General features: G+C 66.5%; 15 protein-coding genes. 6 read left to right on the plus strand and 9 right to left on the minus strand.

The features are described 5' to 3' along the window. Positions 1-14: 14 nt before the first annotated feature. Positions 15-377 carry a response regulator gene (locus ACFJIX_RS14745; RefSeq protein ID WP_067068294.1) on the minus strand — a complete coding sequence of 121 codons (363 nt, stop codon included), beginning with the start codon at positions 375-377 and terminating at the stop codon, positions 15-17. A 121-nt stretch (positions 378-498) separates the two neighbouring features. Further along, on the minus strand, positions 499-957 hold the full coding sequence (locus ACFJIX_RS14750) for a hypothetical protein (protein WP_377161784.1): 459 nt from the start codon (positions 955-957) through the stop codon (positions 499-501). Positions 958-1,239: 282 nt separating this feature from the next. Here ACFJIX_RS14750 and ACFJIX_RS14755 point away from each other — a divergent pair, with 282 nt between their 5' ends. The 6 genes from ACFJIX_RS14755 to ACFJIX_RS14780 all read left to right on the plus strand — a co-directional run bounded on the left by ACFJIX_RS14755 (position 1,240) and on the right by ACFJIX_RS14780 (position 7,703). After that, positions 1,240-2,400, plus strand: a complete 1,161-nt coding sequence (locus ACFJIX_RS14755) for a histidine kinase (protein WP_377161276.1) — start codon at positions 1,240-1,242, stop codon at positions 2,398-2,400. Beyond that, entirely contained in the window at positions 2,397-3,044 is a 648-nt protein-coding gene (locus tag ACFJIX_RS14760; RefSeq protein ID WP_377161278.1) for a response regulator, read from the plus strand. Before ACFJIX_RS14755 ends, ACFJIX_RS14760 begins: the two co-directional genes overlap by 4 nt. A 150-nt stretch (positions 3,045-3,194) precedes the next feature. Next, the gene (locus tag ACFJIX_RS14765) at positions 3,195-4,412 is read left to right on the plus strand and encodes an efflux RND transporter periplasmic adaptor subunit (protein WP_377161280.1); all 1,218 of its coding nucleotides are present in this window, start codon (positions 3,195-3,197) and stop codon (positions 4,410-4,412) included. Between the two features lie 64 nt (positions 4,413-4,476). Then, entirely contained in the window at positions 4,477-5,172 is a 696-nt protein-coding gene (locus ACFJIX_RS14770; RefSeq protein WP_377161282.1) for an ABC transporter ATP-binding protein, read from the plus strand. A gap of 42 nt (positions 5,173-5,214) precedes the next feature. Next, positions 5,215-6,384: an ABC transporter permease gene (locus ACFJIX_RS14775; RefSeq protein WP_377161284.1), complete on the plus strand. Its 1,170-nt coding sequence runs from the start codon at positions 5,215-5,217 to the stop codon at positions 6,382-6,384. Positions 6,385-6,386: 2 nt separating this feature from the next. Beyond that, positions 6,387-7,703: an ABC transporter permease gene (locus ACFJIX_RS14780; protein WP_377161286.1), complete on the plus strand. Its 1,317-nt coding sequence runs from the start codon at positions 6,387-6,389 to the stop codon at positions 7,701-7,703. A gap of 54 nt (positions 7,704-7,757) precedes the next feature. On the opposite strand, the gene fliR is transcribed toward ACFJIX_RS14780, so the two are convergent. From fliR to ACFJIX_RS14815, 7 genes are read right to left on the minus strand one after another with little or no spacing between them, the layout of a single operon-like run. Beyond that, complete coding sequence (gene fliR / locus ACFJIX_RS14785) at positions 7,758-8,522, minus strand: flagellar biosynthetic protein FliR (protein WP_377161288.1); 765 nt, start codon at positions 8,520-8,522, stop codon at positions 7,758-7,760. Between the two features lie 57 nt (positions 8,523-8,579). Next, complete coding sequence (fliQ, locus tag ACFJIX_RS14790) at positions 8,580-8,849, minus strand: flagellar biosynthesis protein FliQ (protein ID WP_377161290.1); 270 nt, start codon at positions 8,847-8,849, stop codon at positions 8,580-8,582. Between the two features lie 37 nt (positions 8,850-8,886). After that, positions 8,887-9,690 carry a flagellar type III secretion system pore protein FliP gene (fliP, locus tag ACFJIX_RS14795; RefSeq protein ID WP_377161292.1) on the minus strand — a complete coding sequence of 268 codons (804 nt, stop codon included), beginning with the start codon at positions 9,688-9,690 and terminating at the stop codon, positions 8,887-8,889. Between the two features lie 13 nt (positions 9,691-9,703). After that, positions 9,704-10,069 carry a FliO/MopB family protein gene (locus tag ACFJIX_RS14800; RefSeq protein WP_377161294.1) on the minus strand — a complete coding sequence of 122 codons (366 nt, stop codon included), beginning with the start codon at positions 10,067-10,069 and terminating at the stop codon, positions 9,704-9,706. A gap of 57 nt (positions 10,070-10,126) precedes the next feature. Continuing rightward, positions 10,127-10,567 carry a flagellar motor switch protein FliN gene (gene fliN / locus ACFJIX_RS14805; RefSeq protein WP_088403384.1) on the minus strand — a complete coding sequence of 147 codons (441 nt, stop codon included), beginning with the start codon at positions 10,565-10,567 and terminating at the stop codon, positions 10,127-10,129. Continuing rightward, the gene (gene fliM, locus ACFJIX_RS14810) at positions 10,560-11,561 is read right to left on the minus strand and encodes a flagellar motor switch protein FliM (RefSeq protein ID WP_067276207.1); all 1,002 of its coding nucleotides are present in this window, start codon (positions 11,559-11,561) and stop codon (positions 10,560-10,562) included. The genes fliN and fliM overlap by 8 nt, the downstream gene beginning before the upstream one ends. 25 nt (positions 11,562-11,586) lie before the next feature. Next, positions 11,587-12,168: a flagellar basal body-associated FliL family protein gene (locus ACFJIX_RS14815; RefSeq protein ID WP_377161297.1), complete on the minus strand. Its 582-nt coding sequence runs from the start codon at positions 12,166-12,168 to the stop codon at positions 11,587-11,589. Positions 12,169-12,175 lie beyond the last annotated feature (7 nt).

Raw genomic sequence — 12,175 nt, forward strand, 5'->3', positions numbered from 1 at the left:
TCTCCAGCTTGCCTTCAGCGGATCACCTTGCCGATCACTTCGATCAGCTTGGCCGGGTCGAAAGGCTTCACCAGCCAGCCTGTGGCGCCCGCCGCGCGGCCCGCCTGCTTCATCTGATCGCTGGACTCGGTGGTCAGGATCAGGATCGGCGTGGTCTTGAACTTGGGGTTGTCGCGCAGCTTCTTGGTCAGGCTGATGCCGTCCATCCGGGGCATGTTCTGGTCGGTCAGCACCAGGTCGAAATCGCGTTGCGACGACTTCTCCCAGGCATCCTGCCCGTCCACCGCCTCCACGACGTTGAAACCCGCATTCTTGAGGGTGAATGAGACCATCTGGCGCATGGAGGCCGAATCGTCTACGGCGAGGATCGAGGGCATTTTGAGTTCTCCGGATGACAAGCGGTTTTCGGGTGGACCTGAAGATTCTTGAGGACCTTGAGGGCGGTCTGGTGACGGTGCCCGGTGATTTCGTGACCTAACGGACGGATCGGGGGAACATTCAGAACAGTTCTATCGAACCGGCATCCATCTCGTCCTGCGTGACGGGATTGGGACGCAGGGGGGCGGTCTCGACAACGGCCAGACCGTCCTCATCATCTCCGAACGTATCGCGGGCGAGCTGGTCCGAGCAGTTGCGCAGCCGTTGGCTCGTGTGCGCGATCAACTGCGTCGACATGTCCTGGAACTGCAGCGCGGTGATCGCACCGGCCAGATGCAACATCAACTGCTGCAGCGCATCCTGGTCCTTGGCTTCTGGCAGACGTTCGCGCATCTGGTCCACGAGGCCTGATGCGCCGAAGAAATGCGTCGACAACGCTTCGCAGGCGTCGTCGAGCAGGCGCTGCAGGCGCTCGAGATCGTTGTTGACCGTCATCAGATGGTCCTGCAGCTCGGCAGCGGCGAGCAGCGGCATCAGTCCTGTGCCTTCCGGCTCGACCGACGTCTCATCGATTTGCATCTTGGCTCCACATAGGGTGTCCTGGTGCGTCTTCATGTCTGCCCAACTCAAACATGCGCCCGGACTTGTCGGCTGGCAAGAATCTTCGGCTTTTGCCACGCATCTGTCGACGGGACTAACCGTGCAAAGTCGTCCCAATAGCGAAGATCGGTTGGCCATCGACTTGACCGTGACAAATCTCGATAAGGGTAAACCCAAGACTCTACGGTTTCCAGATGAATAAAGCGTGGGGCTTCCCTGCATAGATGAGGGATACGCGACAAACTTGGCATACTCCCGGCCATGCCGACTCTCCCCCTGGCCGAGCGCTCTCTGCGCCTGCTTCATATCGAGGATTCCGACCTGGATCATCAACTGATCCTGGCCCAGTTGCAGCGAGCCGGATTGCGATTCGAGATCACGCGGCTGGACACGCTGCCCGATATCGAGGCAGCCCTCGACCGGCACTGGGATGCGGTGATTTCCGATTACAACCTGCCGGGGTATTCGGGCCTGGTCGTGCTGGACATGATCAAGCAGCGGCAACTGGTGCTCCCGTTCGTGCTGGTGTCGGGCGAGATCGGCGAAGACACGGCGGTCGCGGCGATGCGCACCGGCGCGTCGGACTATCTGCTCAAGAACAACCTGGCGCGGCTGGCGCCGGCGCTGCTGCACGCGATCGAGTCCTGCGAGGCCCAGCTTGCGCGGCAGGAGGCCGACCGCGAGCTGCTCAAGTCCAAGCAGCAACTGCACGAACTGGCGGGGCATCTGCAGACCAGCGTCGAGATGGAGCGGGCGGCGATCGCCCGCGAGATCCATGACGACGTGGGCGGATCGCTGACGGCGCTGAAGTTCGACCTGGCCTGGATCGCGCGGCACAGCAAGGACGAGGACGTCCAGCAGCGCGTGCAGTCGGCGCTGGAGACCGTGACCAGCGCCATCGAATCGAGCCAGCGCATCATGCACAACCTGCGCCCGGCGATCCTGGAACAGGGATTGCTGGCAGCAGTGCAGTGGCTGGCCGCGCGCTTCGAGCGCCGGACAGGCATCGCGACCGCGGTGCGGCATGTCGGCGAGCAGTTCCAGCTGCCGGCGGGCGTTCCGCTGGTGGCCTACCGCTGTGCGCAGGAGGCGCTGACCAACGTGTCCAAACATGCCGGAGCGACCAAGGTCGATGTGGAGTTGAGCATGGAGGGTGGCGTGCTGACGCTGGAGATCAAGGATAACGGCCACGGCGTCGCGCCGGGCGACCTGAGCAAGGCCCGCAGCTTCGGCATTCGCGGGTTGCGCGAGCGCGCGGCGACGGTCGGCGGCTGGGTCGACCTCAGCAGCGGTCTGCAGGGCACGGCGCTGATCCTCTCCGTGCCCTTGCGCGGCGTGATCGGCGACTTCGAGTTCGACGACGACGGGGAGCCGATCCCGGCCGGTGCCGGGCATGATCCCTCCTCGTGGGGCGCCCTATGATCAAAGTCATCCTCTGCGACGACCACGCGCTGATCCGCCGCGGGATCCGGGACACGCTGTCCGACGCGCCGGACATCGAAGTGGTCGGCGAGGCCGGCGACTACGGCGAGCTGCGCAGCCTGATGCGCACGCTGCCGGTCGACCGGCAGTGCGATGTGCTGGTGCTGGACATCAACATGCCGGGGCGCAGCGGCCTGGACGTGCTGCACGTCCTCAAGGATGAAGGCACGACGACCCGGGTGCTGATCGTGTCCATGTACCCGGAGGACCAGTACGCGATCCGCGCGCTGCGCGCCGGGGCCTTCGGCTACGTGAACAAGGGCGGCGATCCGCAACTGCTGGTGCAGGCGGTGCGCACGGTGGCCCAGGGGCGCAAGTACGTGACGCCCGAAATCGCGCAGATGCTGGTCGAGAGCCTGACCGCGCCGGCCCCGGAGCAGGCCCACCAGAAGCTGTCGGACCGCGAGCTGCAGACCCTGGTGATGATCGCCTCGGGCAAGCGCCTGTCGGACATCGCCGAAGAGCTGATGCTCAGCCCGAAGACGGTGAGCGTGTACCGCGCTCGGGTGCTGGAGAAGCTGGCGCTGTCCAACAACTCGGAGCTGACCGTCTACGCCATCCGCAACGGACTGGTCGAGAGCTGAGTCGAAATCCGTCATCCCCGTTCGTCGTCATCCGGGGACGTTCACGCCAGCCAGCCGCCATTCATCGCAAGTCAGCATTGACGAGCAGGGGGCGCCTCGGAGAATGCGCCCCGTACTGACACACAGGGGGCTGTCATCGATACCGCACTGTTGAAAGAGCTGCGCATCCAGGGGAGCGAGCGCGACGACCACGGGGGTGGACCGCCCAGATGGGTCTGGACGCTGCTGGCGGTGCTGGTCGTGCTGGCGCTGCTGGCCGCGGGCGGCTGGTGGTGGTGGCGGCAGTCGCAGGTGCCGGAGGTCGAGACCGCCTCGGCCCAGGCGCGTGGCGGCGCAGGTGGCAATGCCGTTCTGCAGGCCACCGGCTACGTGACGGCGCGTCGCGCCGCGACGGTGTCGACGCAGATCACCGGCACGCTGACCGAAGTCCTGTTCGAGGAAGGCGACAAGATCCAGAAGGGTCAGGTGTTGGCCCGGCTCGAGGACCATGCCTTGCGCGCCGCGCTGGACATGGCCCGGGCCAACGTGAAGAGCGCGCAGGCCAACATCGAGGCGACGCGCGCGCAGTGGCTGCAGTCGCAGTCCGACCTGAAGCGCCAGGACGAGCTGGCGCTCAGCGGCATGACGACCAGGCAATCCGCCGAGCAGGCCCGTACCGCGGTGAACGCCTACGCGGCGCAACTCGAAGCGCGCCGCCGCGAGGCCGATGCCGCCCTGGCCCAGGCGACGCAGGCGCAGGTCAATTTCGATTACACGGTCGTCAAGGCGCCGTTCTCCGGCGTGATCACCGCGAAGGCGGCACAGGTCGGCGAAATCGTCTCGCCGCTGTCCGCCGGCGGTGGCTTCACGCGGACCGGCGTCGGCACCATCGTCGACATGGAATCGCTGGAAGTGGATGTCGACGTCAACGAGGCCTACATCGGCCAGGTCAAGGCCGACATGCCGGCCCAGGCCGTGCTGGATGCGTATCCCGACTGGCGCATTCCGGCGCACGTGATCGCGGTCGTGCCCTCTGCCGACCGCGGCAAGGCGACGGTCAAGGTACGCGTGGCGCTCGAGCAGAAGGATCAACGCGTCGTGCCCGACATGGGCGTGCGCGTGTCCTTCCTCGCCGCCAAGGAAAGCGCGCAGACCGCGCCGCCACCGGGCGTCCTGGTGCCGAAGTCGGCCGTCGTGTCGCGGGACGGCGGCGACATCGTCTTCGTCGTGAACGGCCAGACCGTCGCCCAGCGCAAGGTGCGCCAGGGCACGCCGGTCGGCGACCAGGCGGTGGTGCTCGACGGCGTGAAGGCCGGCGATACCGTCGTCCTCAATCCTCCCGAAGCGCTGCGCGACGGCGCAGAGATCAAGCCGGCGGCCGGCAAGTGAAGCCGACAGCGCGGGGACGTGCCGTCCCCGCTGGAAGTGCAGGAAACCGAAGCGAGGAGTCACCGTGAGCAATCTGATCGAGATCCGTGACCTGTCCAAGGTCTACACCCGCGGCAAGCAGAAGGTGGAGGTGCTGCATCACATCGACCTCGACGTGAGGCAGGGCGAGTTCCTGGCGCTGATGGGGCCGTCGGGCTCGGGCAAGACGACGCTGCTGAACCTGATCGGCGGGCTGGACCAGCCCAGCGGGGGCAGCATCGCGATCGGCGGCGAGCGCATCGACCAGCTCAATTCCGCGGCGTTGGCGAAGTGGCGCGCCGCCAAGGTGGGCTTCGTGTTCCAGTTCTACAACCTGATGCCGACGCTCTCGGCGCAGCGCAACGTGGAGCTGCCGCTGCTGCTGACCAAGCTCTCGGCGGCCGAGCGCAAGAAGCGCGCCGCGATCGCGCTGCAACTGGTGGGACTGTCGGACCGCGCCAGCCACAAGCCGACCGAGCTCTCCGGCGGCCAGCAGCAGCGCGTGTCGATCGCGCGGGCGATCGTGTCCGATCCGACGCTGCTGGTCTGCGACGAGCCCACCGGCGACCTGGACCGTCAATCGGCCGAGGATGTGCTGGCGCTGCTCCAGGCGCTCAACCGCGATCACGGCAAGACCATCGTGATGGTGACGCACGATCCGAAGGCTGCCGAGCGCGCCCGCCAGACGCTGCACCTGGACAAGGGCACGCTGGTCGAGCAGACCGTGTCCACCGCGGCCTGAAGCCGCGCGCGCAAGGTCAAGTCCCGCAAGAAAGGGCTCGCCATGAAATACCTCCATCTCATCTGGGCGGCGCTGTTCCGGCGCAAGCTCCGAACCGTGCTGACGCTGGTGTCCATCATCACGGCGTTCCTGCTGTTCGGATTGCTGGACGCGGTCCGGACGTCCTTCGACCAGGCCGGCCAGTCGGCCAACGGCGCGTCGCGGTTGCAGACCGGCTCGCGGCTGTCATTCATCCAGACCCTGCCGATGGCGCTGACGCAGCGCATCCAGTCGGTGGACGGCGTCAAACTGGTGACCTATGCCAACTGGTTCGGTGGGGCCTACCAGGATCCGCACAACCAGGTCTTCAGTTTCGCCGTCGCGCCGAACTACCTCGACATGTATCCCGAGATGCAGGTCACCGACCAGGCCAGGCAGGCCTTCGCGACGACACGCATCGGCGCGCTGGTCGGCGAGGGTCTCGCCAAGCGTTTCAACTGGAAGGTCGGGGACAAGATCCCGCTGCAATCGACGATCTTCCCGGACCGCAGCGGCAGCAAGAACTGGCAGTTCGAGATCGTCGGCCTGATCCATGCCGCGGACAAGAAGTCCGGCGGCTGGTACGACCAGATGTTCCTGCTGAACTGGAAGTACTTCGACGACACGACGCCCTACAACCAGGGCGCGGTCGGCTGGTACGTGACGCGGGTCGCGGACGCGAACCAGGCGGACCGCGTGGCCAAGGCGATCGACGCGATCTCGGCCAACTCGGACCATGAGACGCGCACGCAGACCGAGCAGGCGGCGATGGCCTCGTGGATGAAGCAGGTCGCGGACATCGGACTGATCGTCAGCTCGATCATGGGCGCGGTGTTCTTCACGCTGCTGCTGCTGTCGGGCAACACGATGATGCAGGCCGTGCGCGAGCGCACCAGCGAGATCGCGGTGCTGAAGACGATCGGCTTCTCCGGCCGCAGCGTGCTGGCGATGGTGCTGGCGGAGTCGGTGCTGCTGCTGGTGATCGGCGGCGTCATCGGCCTGGGACTGGCGAGTGTCATCGGGCCGGCCGTCAGCGCGGGCAGCGGCGGCACGCTGAACCTGCCGGCCGCCGGCTTGAACAGCTGGGCGACCGGCGTCGGACTGATGGTGCTGTTCGGCGTGATCGTCGGCGCGCTGCCGGCCTTGAACGCGATGCGGCTGAACATCACCGATGCACTGGCGGGGAGGGCCTGACCATGAAATTCCTGAAGAACCTGGGCTTGGTGCTGCTGCTGGTGCTCGTGCTGGTGGCGTGGGTGATGCTGCCGTGGGTCGGCGCGCTCGGCCTGGCCGTGCTGCTGGCGCTGTGGATGCTGTTGACGCGACGAGGCGCCCAGGCGCGCTCGGTGACCGGCGTCGGCGTGAGCACGCTGCCGCAGCGGATCGGCTCGTCGGCGGTGATCGTCGTGGGCATCGCGGGCGTGGTCGGCGTGCTGGTGGCGCTGCTGGCGATGGCCGAGGGCTATTCGGAGACGCTGCGCAAGTCCGGCAGCGAGGACACGGCCATCGTGCTGCGCGGCGCGTCTGCGGCGGAGGTGGCGTCCGTCATGACGCGCGACGACATCACGCAGATCGGGCAGGCGCCGGGCGTGGCGAAGTCCGCGAAGGGCGAGCCGCTGCTGTCCGCCGAGACGGTGGTCGCGGCCAACCTGCCGGTCAAGGGCACGAAGACCGACGAGGAGGGCAGTGTGCAGATGCGAGGCGTCGGGGACGAGGCCTTCGCGGTGCGGCCGCAGGTCAGGATCGTCGCCGGGCGCAAGTTCCAGCCGGGCCTGAAGGAGTTGATCGTCGGCCAGGGCGCCGCGCGTCAGTTCGAAGGCCTGGAGCCCGGCAAGCAGATCCGCCTGGGCAGCCAGATGTGGACGGTGGCCGGGGTGTTCGCATCGGGCGACTCGATGGAATCGGAGTTGTGGGCCGATGCGCCGGTGGTCGCCGAAACCTACCGGCGTGGTGCGAGCCGCAATTCGGTGACCGTGAAGCTGACCGATGCGAAGGCCTTCAAGGAGTTCAAGGCCGCGCTCGAAGCCAATCCGCAACTGAAGGTCGACGCGACGACGACGCTCGCGTTCTTCGCGAAACAGTCGGAGCAGATGACCAAGATCCTGCGCATCATCGGGATCGTGGTTGGGTCGATCATGGCGGTCGGTGCGGTGTTCGGCGCGTTGAACACCATGTTCGCGGCCGTCGCGACGCGGGCCCGCGAGATCGCCACCTTGCGCGCGATCGGCTTCCCGGGACTGCCGGTGGTGGTGGCGGTGATGCTGGAGACGATGCTGCTGGCTGCCCTCGGTGGCGTCATCGGCGGCGGGATCGCCTACCTGATCTTCAACGGGCACGCGGCATCGACGATGGCGGCCGGGTCCGTCGGCAAGCTGAGTTTCGAGCTGAGGGTCTCGGGCCAATTGCTGTGGGAGGGCCTGAAGTGGGCCTTGGCCATCGGCTTCATCGGCGGCCTGTTCCCCGCGGTGCGGGCAGCGAGCCTGCAGGTCACGACGGCGCTGCGCGAGTTGTGACGTGAAACGCCGGCCGGCGCTGGGAAGCATCGGCCGGCGTGAGTGCCGCCGCGGTCAGTTGAACGCGGCCAGCATCCTCTCCAGCGCGATCATGAACGGTTGATGCATCAGCGGCAGCGTCGCGACCAGACCGACCAGGCCGATGCTGACCGTCAGCGGGAAACCCACGGAGAACACGTTCAACTGCGGCGCTACGCGCGAGATGATGCCGAGCACGAGGTTCACGAACATCAGCATCGTGATCAGCGGCAGCGCGATCCACAGTCCCATGCGGAAGATTTCCGCACCCCACACCTGGGGCTGCGCGATCCGCAGGAAGCGGAAGGGCTCCTCGCCGACCGGGAAGGCCTGGAAGCTCTCGACCAGGGAGTTGATCAGCATCAGATGGCCGTTGATCGCGACGAACAGGAACGCCACCATCGAGCCCAGGAAGCGTGATGTCGACGTACCTTGCGAGCCCGTCGACGGATCGAAGAAGCCGGCGAAGTTCAGCCCCATCTGCAGACCGATCAGCTCGCCGGCGAATTCCAGCGCGGCGAACACGACCCGCACCGCGAAACCCATCGACAGCCCGATTAGCAACTGCTGCGCCGTCACCGTCAGGATCTGTGGCAACGAGTCGAGGGGGATCACCGGCATGGCCGGCAGCGACGGCTGTGCCGCCACCGCGATGAACAGCGCCAGCCCGATGCGCACGCGCGCCGGCACCTGGCGCTGACTGAAGACTGGCATCCCGGCGAACAGCGCCAGCGTGCGGATGAACGGCCACAGGATCGGATTGATCCAGGCGAGCAATTGCGCTTCGCTGAAGGAGATCATCGGGATCGGGGCCGTGGGATCTTGCGGCGGTGGCGGGGCAGGGCGGCGGCGTGCGCCTCAGCCCAGTGCCTGCGGGATGCTCTGCAGCGTGCGCTGGATGTATTCGACCAGCGTCGTGATCATCCACGGTCCGGCGACGGCCAGCACCAGCACGGCGGCGACGATCTTGGGCACGAACGACAGCGTCGATTCGTTGATCTGCGTCGCCGCCTGGAACACCGACACCAGCACCCCGACCGCCAGCACCGTCAGGAGGATGGGGGCCGCGACCATGAGCAGTACGTACAGTCCCTGCTGGCCGATGGAGAAGACCTGTTGAGCATCCATGACTTGTCCTTCGATTCGCCTCGGAACGGGCGGGCCGCTACTGCGCGAACGACGCCGCCAGCGATCCCAGCAGCAGATTCCAGCCGTCCGCCAGCACGAACAGCATCAGCTTGAACGGCAGCGACACCAGCACCGGCGACAGCATCATCATCCCCAGGCTCATCAGCACGCTGGAGACGATCATGTCGATCACCAGGAACGGGATGAAGATGAGGAACGCGATCTGGAACGCGGATTTCAGCTCGCTGGTCACGAAGGCAGGCACCAGTACGCGGAAGGGCACGTTCTCGGGCGCGACGGTGGGTTCGAGCTTGGCCAGCTTCGCGAACAGCGCGACGTCCGACTGACGCGTCTGCTTCAGCATGAAGCCCCGCATCGGCACCTGCGCACGGTCGAGGGCGACCTCGAAGCCGATCTGCCCGGCCTGGTAGGGCTGCCAGGCTTCGGTGTAGACGCGGTCCAGCGTCGGACTCATCACGAAGAAGGTCAGGAACAGCGACAGCCCGACGATCACCTGGTTCGGTGGCGCCGCCTGCGTGCCCAGCGCCTGACGCAGGAGCGACAGCACGATCACGATCCGCGTGAAGCCGGTCATCATCAGCAGCACGGCCGGCAGGAAGCCCAGCGCGGTGAAGAACAGCAGCGTCTGGATCGGCACCGAATAGCTGTTGCCGCCGGCACCCTGGCCGATGATCAGCGGCACGCTCGCAGGCGCGCCGCCCTGCTGGGCCCAGGCCGCGGCCCCGAGGCCACCGAGCGCGAGCACGCCGACGATGCCCAGCGCGCGCCGCGACAGCCGCGGACGGGGCTCGGGCAGGGCGGGGGAGGTCGAAGCGGTCATGCGCCGTTCCCGATCAGGCCGAAGTGCTGGAACCGGGGCCATCGGCGTGCCTGCCGCCCAGGCTGCGCTTGAGCATCGAGGAGAACGACGGTTGCGCCGCCTGCAGCGCCGCGCCGGCGTCGGCCTGCGGCGGCATCACATGCAGCGTGCGGATCTGCTGGCCGGTGATGCCGAGCACCAGCCATTGGCGGTCCTCGTTCTGGCCGACCTCGACGATCACGAGGCGCTGGCTCGGCGAGATCACCAGCTGCGCGACGGTGCGCAATTGCCCGCCCATCGCGCCACCGCCCAGCGGCGTGCGCTTGAGAAGCCAGAGCACGACCGGGATCAAGGCCAGGATGGCCAGGAACCAGAGCAGGGGGACGAGGCTGTTGTTCATGGCGTTGAATTATGCGTCCCTGAAACGCATCAGCCCCACCGGAGTGGGGCTGAGGGGTCAGGCCTTGCTGAGGCGCCGCATCCGTTCGGACGGCGTCACGATGTCGGTGAGGCGGATACCGAACTTGTCGTTCACGACCACGACCTCGCCCTGGGCGATCAGGTAGCCGTTGACCAGCACGTCCATCGGCTCGCCGGCCAGGGCGTCGAGTTCGACGACCGAGCCCTGCGCCAGCTGCAGGATGTTCTTGATCGGGATGCGCGTGCGGCCGAGTTCAACCGTGAGCTGGACGGGGATGTCCAGGATCATGTTGATGTCGCTGCCGGGCAGGTTGCCCGGTGTCGGCGAGAAGTTGGTGAAGGCCGCCGGCGCGACCTGCTCGGTCACCTGCTGCACTTCGGCCGCGACCTCGCTGCCGCCGCCGCCGGCTTCCGCCAGCGCCGCCGCCCATTCGGCGGCCATCGCGTCCTGTTCGTCCATCGGGGTGTTGTCAGCCATTGCGGGCTCCCAGCCAGCCGGCATCCGGGCCGGTCAGCATCTTTTCAATCTTGATCGAATACTTGCCGTTCGACGTGCCGTAATGGCAGTCGAACACCGGCACGCCGTCCACCTTGGCCTGGATGATCTGCTCCAGGTCCAGCTCGATGAAGTCGCCCGGCTTGAAGGCCAGCAGCTGTTCCACCGTCGCGGGGGCCTTGGCCAGCTCCGCCACCAGTTCGACCTCGGCCGACTGGATCTGGTGCTTGAGCAGGTTGACCCAGCGGCGGTCGGGTTCGCTCGAGTCGCCCTGCGTGGTGCTGTACAGCACGTCGCGGATCGGCTCCAGCGTCGAATACGGAATGCAGAAGTACACCGTGCCGCTGGTCTCGCCGATTTCCAGCGTGAACGACGTGGACACGATGATCTCGCTGGGCGTGGCGATATTGGCGAACTGGGGCTGCATCTCCGAGCGCTGGTACTCCAGCTCCAGCGGATAGATGCCCTTCCACGCCTTCGTGTACTCCTGGATGATCACTTCGACCAGGCGCAGGATCACGCGCTGCTCGGTGGCGGAGAAGTCCCGACCCTCGATGCGGGTGTGGAACTTGCCGATGCCGCCGAACAGCGAGTCGATCACCGCGAACACCAGCGTCGGATCGCAGACGATCAGCCCGCTGCCGCGCAGCGGCTTCACCGACACGATGTTGAAGTTGGTCGGGACCACGATCTCGCGCAGGAAGGCGCTGTACTTCTGCACCTTGATGCCGCCGATGGCCACTTCCGGGCTCTTGCGGATGAAGTTGAACAGCCCGATGCGGATGTTCCGCGCGAAGCGTTCGTTGATGATCTCCATCGTGGGCATGCGCCCACGGACGATCCGTTCCTGGCTCGCGAGGTTGTACTCGCGGATGCCACCGGTCTGGACCTCCTCGGCCTCGAGCTTCTGGCTCTCGCCGGTGATGCCCTGCAGCAGGGCATCGACTTCGTCTTGCGACAGGATCTGCTGATTCATCGCGCGCTCCTTGCTGTCCGGCCCGTCACTGCACGATGAAGGTCGAGAACAGGACCTGCGTCACCGGGCTCTCGACCTGGCGCTTCTTCTTCTTTTTCTTCTTCGGCGCGGCGTCCTCGTCCTCATCCTCGTCGTCGAGCTCGATGCCCATCGGACGCACGGCCTCGCGGCGGATTTCCTTGGCCGGCTTTTCCTTGCCTTCGGCGCTCAGCAGCTCGGCCGAGGTCTTGTGCGACAGCACCAGCAGCACGTTGTTGCGGATCGCCGGCATGTAGCCCTTGAGCTGGTCCGCGAACTTCGCATCGTTCACTTCCAGCGTGATGCCGATCTGCGCGAAGCGGTCGACTTCCTTGTCGGCCAGGTTCACCGTGAACGGGTCCAGCGGGACGAAGGTCGGCGGGGTGCCCGGCTTGGCGTGGGCGGCGGCCGCGGGCTTCTCCTCGGCGGCGGCGCCGTCCTCGTCGTCGGCATGCGACTTCTTCTTCATCATCAGCAACGCGGCGACGCCCACCAGCACCACCACCAGGACGATGGCGACGATGATGATCAGCTTCTTCTTGCCGCCGCCCTTGACGGCGGCGTCGTTGCCTGCGGCGGCTGTGGCCATGGGCGCT

Origin of the sequence: Roseateles sp. UC29_93, assembly GCF_042695725.1 — a bacterium.
Lineage (GTDB): Bacteria > Pseudomonadota > Gammaproteobacteria > Burkholderiales > Burkholderiaceae_C > Roseateles > Roseateles noduli_A.

What these genes read in the sequence shown, in the direction of transcription:
- ACFJIX_RS14745 (WP_067068294.1), bottom strand. Translation starts at nt 377, where the DNA reads ATGCCCTCGATCCTCGCCGTAGACGATTCGGCCTCCATGCGCCAGATG.
- ACFJIX_RS14750 (WP_377161784.1), bottom strand. Translation starts at nt 957, where the DNA reads ATGCAAATCGATGAGACGTCGGTCGAGCCGGAAGGCACAGGACTGATG.
- ACFJIX_RS14755 (WP_377161276.1), top strand. Translation starts at nt 1,240, where the DNA reads ATGCCGACTCTCCCCCTGGCCGAGCGCTCTCTGCGCCTGCTTCATATC.
- ACFJIX_RS14760 (WP_377161278.1), top strand. Translation starts at nt 2,397, where the DNA reads ATGATCAAAGTCATCCTCTGCGACGACCACGCGCTGATCCGCCGCGGG.
- ACFJIX_RS14775 (WP_377161284.1), top strand. Translation starts at nt 5,215, where the DNA reads ATGAAATACCTCCATCTCATCTGGGCGGCGCTGTTCCGGCGCAAGCTC.
- ACFJIX_RS14780 (WP_377161286.1), top strand. Translation starts at nt 6,387, where the DNA reads ATGAAATTCCTGAAGAACCTGGGCTTGGTGCTGCTGCTGGTGCTCGTG.
- fliR (WP_377161288.1), bottom strand. Translation starts at nt 8,522, where the DNA reads ATGATCTCCTTCAGCGAAGCGCAATTGCTCGCCTGGATCAATCCGATC.
- fliQ (WP_377161290.1), bottom strand. Translation starts at nt 8,849, where the DNA reads ATGGATGCTCAACAGGTCTTCTCCATCGGCCAGCAGGGACTGTACGTA.
- fliP (WP_377161292.1), bottom strand. Translation starts at nt 9,690, where the DNA reads ATGACCGCTTCGACCTCCCCCGCCCTGCCCGAGCCCCGTCCGCGGCTG.
- ACFJIX_RS14800 (WP_377161294.1), bottom strand. Translation starts at nt 10,069, where the DNA reads ATGAACAACAGCCTCGTCCCCCTGCTCTGGTTCCTGGCCATCCTGGCC.
- fliN (WP_088403384.1), bottom strand. Translation starts at nt 10,567, where the DNA reads ATGGCTGACAACACCCCGATGGACGAACAGGACGCGATGGCCGCCGAA.
- fliM (WP_067276207.1), bottom strand. Translation starts at nt 11,561, where the DNA reads ATGAATCAGCAGATCCTGTCGCAAGACGAAGTCGATGCCCTGCTGCAG.
- ACFJIX_RS14815 (WP_377161297.1), bottom strand. Translation starts at nt 12,168, where the DNA reads ATGGCCACAGCCGCCGCAGGCAACGACGCCGCCGTCAAGGGCGGCGGC.